At 62.8% G+C, this 13,040-nt stretch carries 8 protein-coding genes; all 8 read left to right on the top strand.

Going from position 1 to position 13,040, the window contains the following annotated elements; genetic code table 11:
- The first annotated feature begins 5 nt into the window (after positions 1–5).
- The 8 genes from AC1RTA_RS07970 (at position 6) to AC1RTA_RS08005 (ending at position 12,923) form a co-directional block, all read left to right on the top strand.
- Entirely contained in the window at positions 6–566 is a 561-nt protein-coding gene (locus tag AC1RTA_RS07970; protein WP_492784434.1) for a pilus assembly PilX family protein, read from the top strand.
- Positions 567–578: 12 nt separating this feature from the next.
- Positions 579–4,433, top strand: coding sequence for a pilus assembly protein (locus tag AC1RTA_RS07975; RefSeq protein ID WP_492784435.1), 3,855 nt, complete (start codon positions 579–581; stop codon positions 4,431–4,433).
- A 447-nt stretch (positions 4,434–4,880) separates the two neighbouring features.
- Positions 4,881–5,213 carry an energy transducer TonB gene (locus tag AC1RTA_RS07980; RefSeq protein WP_492784436.1) on the top strand — a complete coding sequence of 111 codons (333 nt, stop codon included), beginning with the start codon at positions 4,881–4,883 and terminating at the stop codon, positions 5,211–5,213.
- 57 nt (positions 5,214–5,270) lie between these two features.
- On the top strand, positions 5,271–6,305 hold the full coding sequence (locus tag AC1RTA_RS07985) for an efflux RND transporter periplasmic adaptor subunit (protein ID WP_492783513.1): 1,035 nt from the start codon (positions 5,271–5,273) through the stop codon (positions 6,303–6,305).
- A gap of 82 nt (positions 6,306–6,387) precedes the next feature.
- Positions 6,388–7,662, top strand: coding sequence for an NAD(P)/FAD-dependent oxidoreductase (locus AC1RTA_RS07990; protein WP_492784437.1), 1,275 nt, complete (start codon positions 6,388–6,390; stop codon positions 7,660–7,662).
- 26 nt (positions 7,663–7,688) lie between these two features.
- Positions 7,689–10,940 carry an efflux RND transporter permease subunit gene (locus AC1RTA_RS07995; protein ID WP_492784438.1) on the top strand — a complete coding sequence of 1,084 codons (3,252 nt, stop codon included), beginning with the start codon at positions 7,689–7,691 and terminating at the stop codon, positions 10,938–10,940.
- Entirely contained in the window at positions 10,937–11,146 is a 210-nt protein-coding gene (locus tag AC1RTA_RS08000) for a YgaP family membrane protein (protein WP_492784439.1), read from the top strand. The genes AC1RTA_RS07995 and AC1RTA_RS08000 overlap by 4 nt, the downstream gene beginning before the upstream one ends.
- Positions 11,147–11,273: 127 nt before the next feature.
- Positions 11,274–12,923 (top strand): methyl-accepting chemotaxis protein, encoded by a 1,650-nt coding sequence (locus AC1RTA_RS08005; RefSeq protein WP_492784440.1) that lies wholly within the window; start codon positions 11,274–11,276, stop codon positions 12,921–12,923.
- Positions 12,924–13,040: the final 117 nt, after the last annotated feature.

Genomic DNA, 13,040 nt, shown 5'->3' on the forward strand with positions numbered 1-13,040 from the left:
TGCGGATGAATCCGGCTGGTGCTGGCCGGCAACAGGGGGTGGTGCTCATCATATCCCTGGTGGTGCTGGTGGCCATGAGCATTGCTGCCATTGCTCTGATGCGTTCAGCCGATATCGCCACGCGCATCGCCGGCAATCTGGCTTTTCGCCAGTCTGGTGCCCAGGCGGCTGATCTGGGGATGGAGGTGGCTGCCAAATGGTTGGTTGATACGGCCAACCTCAGTAGCGACGTGACGCCGAACTATTACTCCAGCTGGAATGGAGGGGTGAAGGAAGGAAATTTCGACCCACTCACCTTTGATTGGAGCAAGCAGACCGCCATGCCCACGGATGCGGCGGGAAATACCTCATCCTACGTTATTCACCGGCTCTGCGCCGAACCTGGATTTCCTGGGGGGATTACCATGCAGTGCATCACAAAGAGCATCGCCTCCAAGTGCACTTCAAAGAGCAGTGACGGTTGTAATCCCATGCCACCGCCGAGTAGCACTCCCTATTACCGTATCACCGTCCGGGTATTGGGGCCGCGTAATACCGTGACCTATACCCAAGCCCTGGTTTATTGATCGGAGGCCAGTATGAACACCTCTTCCACGCCCCGTCGTTATCTGATTTTCTTGCTTTCTCTGGCTGCTGCCGGTGCTTTTGCGGCCCAGGTCGACTTGGCCCAGGCTCCTCTGTACACGACTACTGCCGCATCGGTGAAACCGAACCTGATGTTCATTCTGGACGACTCGGGCAGTATGGACTGGGCATATGCGCCGGACGATGTGCCTACCTCCACCTCCCGTTATGCCATCTATGCTTCCCAATGCAATGGTATGGCCTTTAACCCCGCCATTACCTACGCCTTACCGGTCAAATTTAATGGGGATGCCTACCCGGCTAATAGTTACAAAAACACCTGCAGCGACGGGTTTATCGCGAGTACTTGCTCTGGGACCGATTTGAGCAACAACTATTACTACACCTATTCCGGCAGCCAGGCGGCCCTGTCATACACCGCTGGTACCGGCAGTGCCTTCTACAAGGAGTGCAATAGCTCGGTGGGCTATTCTCCTGGCAAGGAAGTGTTTACCAAAGTTCTGGTGTCGTCATTGTCGGATGAGCAGAAGCAGAATTACTCGAACTGGTATACCTATTACCGCACTCGCATGATGACGATGAAGAGTGGGGTGGGGTTGGCTTTCAAGCGCATGAATAGCAATTTTCGCATCGGTTTCACCACCATTAGCGACACAGGGGCCACCGATGGGACGAAATTTCTGACCATCTCGGATTTTGACAGTACCCAGAAGTCTTCCTTCTACAGCAAGCTATATGCGATCGACCCCAGTGGGGGAACTCCCCTGCGTAGTGCCCTAGCCAAGGTTGGTCGCATCTACGCGGGCCAGTTGGGAACGGATCCAGTCCAGTACTCTTGTCAGCAGAACTTTGCCCTGCTTTCCACCGATGGTTACTGGGATACCCCTAGTACCGGCCCCAATCCGGTGAGGATCAATGGCAGTACTGAAGTTGGCCAGCAGGATGGTTCTGCGCCCCGTCCCATGTCCGATGGAGCTATCGCTGGTACGGTGACCAAGACGCCAACTGTGACCGTGGTGACCAAGGATACCCAGACAGACAAGACCACTACCACCGAATTTCGGCGTTATTCCTATTACTACGGCTCCTACGGGAAGGATAGTTGTAGTGGCTCCAAGCACAGGTTGTATACCCAGGAACAGCGGATGAGCCGTACCAGTGTGGACCGATACCTTGAAACTGTGGAGGAAACCACAACTGTTACCAGAACGGTGGTGACCTCCAATGGGGTGGTCACTTCCGATACCTCCAGTACGGCGACAACTTCGACCGTAACAAATTCTACGTCGAGCAACCAATCGTCTTCCGACTCCGCCTGGAGTAATTACGGCAGCGTCTCCAAGGGCAGTTGTACCGGCAGCACCTCCCTGCCCAATCCCAATCCCAGTGTCTCGAGTCAGGTATCTTCCAGCACGGCAAGCGGCACTCCGACTGTGCTTAGCACCTCCACTACTGGTCCGACTGTCGGTACTCCGGTCGTTACTACCTATTCCACTGGCGGTCATTCCAACACGCTAGCCGATACGGCTTATTACTATTACGAAACCGACTTGCGGGATTCGTCCCTGAACAACTGCACCTCCGGCTCCGGCACTAACGCGGATGTCTGTGAGAACAATGTGCCGGGTACCAGTTCAGACAACAATCCGAAGCAGCACATGACCACCTTCACCCTGGGCCTGGGAGTCGATGGCACTCTTGCCTATTCTCCCACCTACCAGACAGATACCTCCGGTGACTTCTATCAGATTAAGACCGGCGGCAAGGACTGGCCAGACCCCACCGTTAGTAAGGACGGTACTCGGGTTGATGACATGTGGCATGCTGCGGTAAATGGTCGGGGGGTCTATTTCAGTGCCAAGAATCCTGATTCCCTGGTGAATAGCCTGACCAGTGCTCTGGCCGGCATGTCGGCCCGCCTGGGGTACGGTACGGCAGCGGCTACCTCCAACCTGGAGCCAATCCTGGGGGATAACACCCTATTTGTAGCGAGCTACACTACCGCCTTGTGGACCGGCAACGTCCAGGCTATGTCCGTCAATCCCACCACCGGTGCTGTCAATCAGTCGGCCAGTTGGTGCGTTGAGTCGGTCGAAGCCAATACCACTTTGGGTGTTGCTGCTTGTACCGGTCGCTTGGCTGCCCAGGTTGGTTCTACCAGTGATAGTCGTAACATCTATTTCAAGAATGGTACGTCTCTCACCAGTTTCACCTACGATAATCTGGATTCCACCAAACAAGCTTGGTTTAATCCGGACAAATTGAACCAGTGGAGCACTTCATTCACTGCAGCAGACAAAGCTGCAGCGACAGGTGCCACCTTAGTCAATTTTCTGCGAGGCCGGACCCAGTACGAAAACCAGGCTAGCAATAGCGTCAAGCTGTACCGTGACCGTTCTGCAACCTTGGGTGACATTGTCGATTCCCAGCCGGTGTACGTAAAGGGAGTGAATACCTCCTACAGCGATCCGGGTCATAGCGCTTTTGTTACCTCCCAATCCACGACAGCTCCCAGCGTTTACATTGGTAGCAACGACGGCATGTTGCACTCATTCAATGCCGAAACCGGCGATGAGCGTTGGGCCTACGTGCCGACGCCGGTGATGCCGAAAATGTTCTGGTTGGCCGACTACAACTACACAACCAATCACCGCTTCATGGTAAACGGCAAGGTCTCCGTGATGACGGTATGTGTGGCCCATTGTTCCGATGTGGATCCGACTACCAAACTGAGCACGGCCGAGTGGCGTCGGATTCTCGTTGGCGGTCTAAATGGTGGCGGTCGAGGTTACTACGCTCTTGATGTGACCGATCCAACGGCTCCGAGAACGTTGTGGGAGTTCACATCCCTTGATGATGCCGATTTGGGCTACAGCTTCGGCAATCCGCTTGCTGTGAAGAAGTCTGATGGTACCTGGGTGATTCTGGTGACCTCCGGCTACAACAACGTGAGCCAGAGCAACGGTGATCCTTACGATGCGGCGGGGACCGGCTTGGGCTATCTCTACGTACTTAATCCCCTGACTGGAGCGGTCATCAGCAAGATTTCCACGGGAACGGGCAGTACCAGTACGCCCAGTGGCCTGGGGCGAATTTCGGCCTGGGCGGATAATCCAGCCAGTGATGCCACCATCAAGTATGTGTACGGTGGCGATTTGCTGGGTAACCTGTGGCGCTTCGACATCAATGCGGAGACTGCTGTGCGGTTGGCAACCTTTACCGATGCCAGTAACAATGTTCAGCCCATAACTACCCGCCCCGAATTGGCAGAGGTGGACACCCACCGGGTCGTCTATGTAGCCACGGGAAAATATCTGGAAGGGGCTGACCTGACCAATTCCCAGGTGCAGACTCTCTATGCGATCAAAGACGTAGACGCAGTGACGGCTCTAGATGCTCCTCGAGATGCTTTGGTTAAGCAGACCTTGGCCAATGACGGCTCGTCCCGTACCTTGACCAGCAATGCGGTGGATTTTGCAACTGGTTCAGGCTGGTATGTGGACTTTCCTGACACCGGGGAGCGTACCAACGTCGATCCGTCCCTGGTGCTGGGAACCCTGCTGGTTGCCACCAATGTGCCGACCAACGGTGTGTGTGAAGCTGGGGGCTACAGCTGGCTCAACTACTTCAATTACAAAAACGGCAGCTATGTTCCCGGGGCAACGGCCGCAGGTACCCGGCTGGGCAACGATATGACGACCGGTATCAACGTGGTCTGGATCAATGGCAAGCCAGTTCCCCTGCGGACTGGCAACTATTCTCCGCCGGCACCGGTTGGCAACATCCCGATCGGCGATTATTCCCTGCGGGCACACCGGGTGAACTGGCGGGAGGTCGTGAAGGAATAGGGTCTTCTCCTTTCGTCCCGGACAGCCCCGCCGTCACCAGCCGGCGGGGCTGTTTCATGTTGTAGTGCCGAGTAAGATTCACTCATGTTAACTACTCCCGAAATTGCCGCACCATCCGATGGGTGGGGTAATTACATTTGCCGTTGCCCCCCGTTGGTGTGGGCCCTAACGTGTTCCACCCTCTTTCATGGTGTGCTTATGCTGTTGCCCGCCGGGCAGTCCGGGGCAACGGTTGCGACTTCCCAGCTTTTGTCCGTGCAACTACGTTCTGCTCCTGTCCAGGACGCGTCTCCAGTAGCGGCTGTGGCGCTACCCGTGCTAAAGCCCCATTTACGCGATCACGTCATGCCCGCTATGCCGGCTCTGGAAACTGAGCCTGTTCCGGATGGGGGGGGTAAAGATAACCAGTCGACCGGTGACCCCGTACCTTTACCTCTCGGCGTGCCCTTGCCGCGCTATTTCGAGCGGAACGAGGTGACGCAAGCGGCGCGCCTGCAGGGGGATATTGAACTGGGATCCGTGGCCATGCCCGGCATCGAGGCCGGTGGCAAGGTTGCGTTCAGCCTTTACGTCAATGAACGGGGCGAAGTGGATCGGGGGGAGATTGACGTTTCCGGTGTTCCCGGCAGCCTGGCCGCGTTCGTGCTTAAACCCTTCCTGCGGGCTCGTTTCCAGCCGGCGGAAATCGATGGCGTGCCGGTCAAAACCCGGGTGCGCATCGAAGTTGAGGTGGCGTCGCTGTTTGAGATGCTGAAGGAAACGGAGCGTCGCTTGCCTTAGAGCTTTCCTGTGGTTTGGCGCTTGCTCGGCCTTATTCATTAGTATATTCTTATATACATGAATACCTCATCCCTCTTCCTCCGTCGCTGCCTGAGCCTGGCCCTGTCGCTGGCGGTTGGGTCCGTCGTGGCTGCCGAAACGTCCCCGAGCGAGTTGCCGACCCGGGTGGTGCAGCCCCGGGAAGTGGCCCTGACGCTGCCGGCGGAAGGGGTGGTGGAAGCCCTCTCCCAGGCCGTGGTGGCGGCCCAGGTGGCCGGCCGGGTGACCGAGATGCGGGTCGATGCCGGGCAGGCGGTGAAGAAGGGCGAAGTCATGCTGCGCCTGGACGTGCGCGAGGCGGCCGAGACTGCCGCCGGGGCCCAGGCGGCCCTGGTCAATGCCCGGGCCCAGTACGAGCGCAGCCGCAGCCTGCGACAGCAGAATTTCATCAGCCAGTCGGCCCTGGATAAGGCCAAGGCCGACCTGGACCTGGCCATGGCCAATGCCGGAGCCTCCGGCGCCAGCCAGAGCCACGGCACCATCACGGCGCCCATCAGCGGCCTGGTGGCGCGGCGCCATATCGAACTGGGGGAAATGGCGGCCCAGGGCCGGTCCCTGGTGACCCTCTACGACCCGGCGGGCTTGCGCGTGACGGTGGAAATTCCCCAGTACCGGCTGAAGGAACTGAAGGGCGGCAAGGATCTGCAGGGCCGCATCGAATTCCCGGAACTGCAGCGCCAGGTGGCGGCGGCCAAGGTGACCGTGCTGCCGGCGGCGGATGCCGCCACCCATACGGTCCAGGTGCGCCTCAACCTGCCCAGCGATGCCGCTTCCCTGCAGGATGTGCTGCCGGGCATGGCGGCCCGGGTCCATTTCGTCCTCGGCCGGGCGGTCAAGCTGACGGTGCCGGCCAGCGCCGTGGTGCGTCGCGGCGAGGTGGCCGGTCTTTATGTGCGCGACGGCCAGGGCCGTCTGTCCCTGCGCCAGCTGCGCCTGGGCCAGGCCGTCGGCGACGGCGAGGTGGAAGTGCTGGCGGGACTCTCCGCCGGCGAGACCATCGTCCTCGATCCGGTCCGGGGCGGCATCGCCCTGAAGCAGGGCGCAGCCCGCTAGACCCCGGCAGCACGCGACTCCAGTTTCCCCAGAAGCGGCAGAAGACCGCTCATCCACGCACCACGCCAACGGAGGAGACACCATGGCGCACATCATCATCATCGGCGCGGGCCTGGGCGGCATGCCCATGGCCTACGAAATGCGCGAACTGCTGCGCAACGGCGACAGGCTCACCGTCGTCTCCAACCAGTCCCGCTTCCATTTCGTGCCGTCCAACCCCTGGGTGGCGGTGGACTGGCGTCAGCGCCAGGACATCGAGCTGGAACTGGCGCCCCTGCTGAGCCGCAAGGGCATCGCCCTGGTCCAGTGCGGTGCCCGCCGGGTGCATCCGGAGCGTAACCAGGTGGAGCTGGAGGACGGCAGCAGCCTGGACTACGACTTCCTCATCATCGCCACCGGCCCCTGTTTGGCCTTTGACGAGATCGAGGGCCTGGGGCCCCAGGGCCATACCCAGTCCATCTGCCACGTGGATCACGCCCAGCAGGCGGCCGAGAGCTGGAAGAGCTTCGTCGCCGCGCCCGGCCCGGTGGTGGTGGGGGCGGTGCAGGGCGCCTCCTGCTTCGGCCCGGCCTACGAATACGCCTTCATCATGGAAACGGACCTGCGCAAGCGCAAGATCCGGGACCGGGTGCCCATGACCTTCGTCACCTCCGAGCCCTACATCGGCCACCTGGGCCTGGGCGGCGTCGGCGACTCCAAGGGCATGATCGAGTCCATGTTCCGCCAGCGCCACATCAAGTGGATCTGCAACGCCAAGGTGAGCAGGGTGGAAGCCGGCAGGATGTTCGTCACCGAGCACGACGAGGAGGGCAAGCCGAAGAAGGAGCACGAGCTGCCCTTCAGCTACTCCATGATGCTGCCGGCCTTCAAGGGCGTGGAGGCGGTGTTCGGCATCGAGGGGCTGACCAATCCCCGGGGCTTCGTCCTCATCGACGAGCACCAGCGCAACCCGCGCTATCCCAACATCTTCTCCGTCGGCGTCTGCGTCGCCATCCCCCCGGTGGAGGCGACGCCGGTGCCCACGGGCACGCCCAAGACCGGCTACATGATCGAATCCATGGTCACCGCCACGGCCAAGAACATCCGCGCCGTGCTGGACGGGCGTGAGCCCACCGAGAAGGCCACCTGGAATGCGGTCTGTCTGGCCGATTTCGGCGACTCCGGCGCCGCCTTCGTGGCCCTGCCCCAGATTCCGCCGCGCAACGTCAGCTGGTTCTCCGAGGGCAAGTGGGTGCATCTGGCCAAGGTGGCCTTCGAGAAGTATTTCCTGCGCAAGATGAAAACGGGGGCCACCGAGCCGGTCTATGAAAAGATCGTCATGGAGGCCCTGGGCATCATGAAACTGAAAGGCAAATAGCCTGGTTCATCCGGGCCGACACAGACATGGGAATTTCCGGCCGTATCGCCCACACCTTCCAGGCGTCCCCCATGACGCCCCTGCTGGCCCTGGTGCTGCTGCTCCTCGGGTTGTTCGCCGTCATGGTGACTCCCCGGGAGGAGGAGCCCCAGATCGACGTCACCATGGCCAACGTGGTGGTGCCCTTCCCCGGGGCCTCGAGCAAGGATGTGGAAAACCTGGTGGCCACCCCGGGGGAGCAGGTGCTCTCGCGCATGACCGGGGTGGACCATGTCTTTTCCGTCTCCCGCCCGGGCATGGCGGTGATCACGGTGCAGTTCGAGGTGGGGGTGAAGAACCAGGATGCCCTGGTGCGCCTCTACGACACCGTCCATTCCAACCGGGACTGGCTGCCGGCCAACCTGGGCGTCGGCGAACCCATCGTCAAGCCTAAGGGCATCGACGATGTGCCAATCGTCTCCCTCACCTTCTGGACTCGGGACAGCCGCCGCTCCGCCTTTGAACTGCAGCAGATCGCCCGCTCCGCCGAGGTGGAATTCAAGCACCTGGCCGGCACCCGGGACGTCACCACCCTGGGCGGGCCGGACCACGTCATCCGGGTCGCCATGGACGCCGAGCGCATGAATGCCTACGGCGTCACCGCCCAGGACCTGCGCGATGCCCTGCAGATCGCCAACAACGAGCAGCCTTCCGGCCGCCTGGTGGAGGGCGGGCGGGAAATGCTGGTGCACACCGGCACCCTGATCGAATCGGCCCAGGACGTGAAGAACCTGGTGGTGGCCGTGCGCAGCGAAGGCAGCATCCGCAAGCCGGTGTTCCTGGCCGACGTGGCCACGGTGGAGGACGGCCCGGACCAGCCCAAGCGCTACGTCTGGTTCGGCGCCGGCCCGGCGGCGGCCCAGCGGGGCATCGCCACGGGGGGCGAGGATGCTTCCCCGGACGGCACCTATCCGGCCGTCACCCTGGCCATTTCCAAGAAGCCCGGGGTCAATGCTGCGGACGTGGCCGACGCCGTCATCGCCCGGGCCGAGAGCCTCAAGGGCAGCCTCATCCCCGAGGGCGTGGAAGTCACCGTCACCCGCAACTACGGCGCCACCGCCACGGAGAAGGCCCAGAAGCTGATCGGCAAGCTGCTCTTCGCCACCGCCTTTGTCGTGCTGCTGGTGTTCTTCGCCCTGGGGCGGCGGGAGGCCCTCATCGTCGGCATCGCCGTCTCCCTGACCCTGGCCGCCACCCTGTTCGCCTCCTGGGCCTGGGGCTTCACCCTGAACCGGGTCAGCCTGTTCGCCCTTATCTTCTCCATTGGCATCCTGGTGGACGACGCTATCGTGGTGGTGGAGAACATCCACCGCTGGAAGCTGCTGCATCCCGAGAAGACCCTGCTGGAGCTGATCCCCGGGGCGGTGGACGAGGTCGGCGGACCCACCATCCTGGCCACCCTGACGGTGATCGCGGCCCTCCTGCCCATGGCCTTCGTCACCGGCCTGATGGGGCCCTACATGAGCCCCATCCCCATCAACTCCTCCCTCGGCATGGCCATCTCCCTGGCCGTGGCCTTCATCGTCACCCCCTGGCTGGCGGCCAAGCTGCTGGCCCACGGCGGCGGCCACGGGGCCGACGACGGCAAGGTGGCGGGCAAGCTGGACCGGCTCTTCCACAAGGTGCTGCCGCCCTTCCTTGACGAGCGTAGCGGCGCCGCCGCCCGCAAGAAGCTCTTTCTCGGGGTGCTGGCGGCCATCTTTCTCTCCGTCTCCCTGGCGGTGGTGAAGCTGGTGGTGCTGAAGATGCTGCCCTTCGATAACAAGAGCGAATTCCAGGTGGTGCTGGACATGCCCGTGGGCACGCCCCTGGAAGAGACCGCCCGGGTGCTGAAGGACATCGGCGCCGTGCTGCAGCAGGTGCCGGAGGTGACCGACTACCAGGCCTACGCCGGCACTGCCAGCCCCATCAACTTCAACGGCCTGGTGCGCCAGTACTACCTGCGCAGCGAGCCGGAGATGGGCGACATCCAGGTCAATCTGGTGGACAAGCACCACCGCTCCCGCCAGTCCCACGAGATCGCCGTGGCGGTGCGGGCCGAGATCGAGGCGGTGGCCCGCCGCGCCGGCGGCAACGCCAAGGTGGTGGAAGTGCCGCCGGGGCCGCCGGTGATGAGCCCCATCGTGGCCGAGATCTACGGGCCGGAAGAGGCCGGGCGCATCGCCGTGGCCAAGCAGGTGCGCGGCGTGTTCGAGAAAGCTCCGGATTTCACCAGCGTGGACGACTCGGTCCAGGCCGATGCGGAAAAAACCGTGCTGCGGGTGAACCAGACCAAGGCGGCCCAGCTCGGCGTGGCCCAGAAGGACATCGTCGAGGTGGTGCGCATGGGCCTGGCCGGCGAGGACGTGACTCCGGCCCACAACCAGGATTCCAAGTACGAGATTCCGGTGCGCATCACCCTCCCGGCCGAGGTGCAGAGCAGTCTGGACGCCCTGCTGCGGCTCAAGGTGCGGGCCCGTTCCGGCGCCCTGGTGCCGGTCTCCGAGGTGGTGGAAGTGCGCCGCCTGGCCCGGGAAAAAGCCATCTACCACAAGGACCTGCTGCCCGTGGTGTACGTCTATGGCGACATGGGCGGCGACCTGGACTCGCCCCTCTACGGCATGTTCGCCGCCCGGGGCGACATCGTCGGCATGAACCTGGACGGCCTCAAGGGCGCCGGCGGCACCCTGGCCGACACCTTCATCCGCCAGCCGGCGGACCCCTATGCCGGCTTCTCCCTCAAGTGGGACGGGGAATGGCAGATCACCTACGAGACCTTCCGCGACATGGGCGCCGCCTATGGCGTCGGCCTGATCCTCATCTACCTGCTGGTGGTGGCCCACTTCAAGAGCTATGTGACGCCGCTGATCATCATGGCGCCGATTCCCCTCACCATCATCGGCGTCATGCCCGGCCACGCCCTGCTGCGCTCCCAGTTCACCGCCACCTCCATGATCGGCATGATCGCCCTGGCCGGCATCATCGTGCGCAACTCCATCCTGCTGGTGGATTTCATCAAGGAAGAAACGGCCAAGGGCATGCCCTTCAAGGAGGCCATCGTCACGGCCGCCGCCGTGCGCGCCAAGCCGATCGCCCTGACCGCCCTGGCGGCCATGCTGGGCGCCCTGTTCATCCTCGACGACCCCATTTTCAACGGACTGGCCATCAGCCTCATCTTCGGCATCCTGGTTTCCACCCTGCTGACCCTGGTGGTGATCCCGGTGCTCTACTACGCCACTTTCAAGGAGCAACAACCATGACCTCGGAACGTCTCATCCGCATCTTCGCCGGCAGCTTCGTGCTGCTGTCCCTGGCCCTGGGGGTGGAAGCCAGCCCCCTGTTCGTCAATGCCAATTTCCTCTGGTTCACCGCCTTCGTCGGCGCCAACCTGCTGCAGAGCGGTTTCACCCGTTTCTGCCCCCTGGAAATGATGCTGCTGAAGGCCGGTGTGAAGCGTGGCTGCTGACCTAGGGTAACTCCCAGGTTGCTGATTAATATCCGCTTTTTCGTTATTTTCCGGAACCTCCCGGCCGTATGATGGTCCTTCGCTCAGGCCGGATCATTCGGTCCTGACAACGATTCGGGGGGATTCCATGAAAAATGCCAGCATCCGCTGGAAGCTTCTGCTTCTGGCCGCCGTTGCCGTACTCACCCTGGTGGTCATGGGCGGATTTTCCGCCCTGCAGAGCAGCCACCTCAACCGCCAGATGGTCGGAGCCCTCGACCGCCAGCAGACCTACCTGGAGGCGGTCAATACCGCCCGGGGCGTCCAGGTCGCTTTCAAGATCCAGGTGCAGGAATGGAAGAACATCCTGCTGCGGGGCAAGGACGCCCAGGCCTTCGACAAGCATCTGGCCGGCTTCGACAAGGAGGAGGCCCAGGTCATCGCCGGCCTGGAGAAGCTGGACGGCTTGGCCCGTCGCCTGGGCATCGCCGACCGGCTCAAGGTGGCCGAGGCGGGCAGCACCTTCGCCAAGCTGGGGCCGGCCTACCGGGCGGCGCTGAAATCCTACGAACGCACCGCTGGCGATCCGGCGGCGACGGTGGACAAGCTGGTGCGGGGCATCGACCGGGAGCCGACCCAGATGATCGACGGGCTGGTGGCCCAGATCCAGTCGGCGGCCGCCGAGAACGGCGCCGCCGAGCAGGCCGCCGCCGCTGCCACCTACCGCACCATGCTGCTCTGGCTGGGGGCCTTCCTGGCCCTGGCGCTGACGCTGCTGGCCGCTCTTTCCTTCTATCTGATCCGGGCCATCACCGGGCCGGTGCAGCTGCTGGAAGGCACCATCACCCGCATTGCCGCCACCGGCGACCTGACCCAGCGGGTGGGCATCGACCAGCGCGACGAAATCGGCCGCATGGCGGCGGCCTTCAACGACATGATGGGCAAGATGCACTCCCTGGTGGGGCAGGTGGCGGCCTCGGTCCAGACCGTGGACCACACCGCCGGCGAACTGGCCCACACTTCCGGGCTGCTCAACGACGCCTCCCATGCCCAGTCCGAGTCCGTGGCCAGCAACGCCGCCGCCATCGAGGAGCTGACGGTGGCCATCGCCACCGTGGCCGAAGTGGCCGGCGACGTCCATGGCCAGTCCCAGGAAAGCGTCAGCTCCACCAACGCCGGCAGCCAGCAGGTGAGCGAGCTGGTGGCCGAGATTCACCGCATCCGCGACACGGTGGATGACGTGGCCCGGGTGGTGGAGGACTTCGTGCACAGCACCAGCGCCATCACCCACATGACCCAGGAAGTGCGGGAGATCGCCGATCAGACCAACCTGCTGGCCCTGAATGCCGCCATCGAGGCGGCCCGGGCCGGCGAGGCGGGCCGGGGCTTCGCCGTGGTGGCCGACGAGGTGCGCAAGCTGGCGGAAAAATCCGGCGGCTCCGCCTCCGAGATCGCCCGCCTGGCCAGCGCCATCGTCAGTCAGACCGACCAGGTGCGGGCGGCGGTGGGGGCCGGGCTGCAATCCATCGAAGCCAGCGCCGGCCTGGCCGGCGGCGTCGAGGGCACCCTGGAGCAGGCCCGGGGCAAGGTGGAGCAGGCCAGCCGCGGGGTCGATGAAATTGTCCTCTCGGTGCGGGAGCAGCAGGTGGCCAGCACGGAAATCGCCCAGAACATGGAGCGCATTTCCTCCTCGGCGGAAGAGGCCAGCGAAGTGGCCGGGCAGATGAGCCAGTCCGCCGTGCAACTGCGTTCCGCCGCCGGCGGTTTGAGTACGGCCATCGCCGGCTTCCGCGTCTAACCCCCGTCGCGCAGGAAATATGCAAAAGCGCCCGCCCGGGCGCTTTTTTTCATGCCGCGAGGGGGTTAAACTAACTATGACTTTAGTATGAAGAGGCCGCCCGGCAGAGGCGGCCGG

The organism is Azospira sp. MPR-E4 (genome assembly GCF_058809645.1).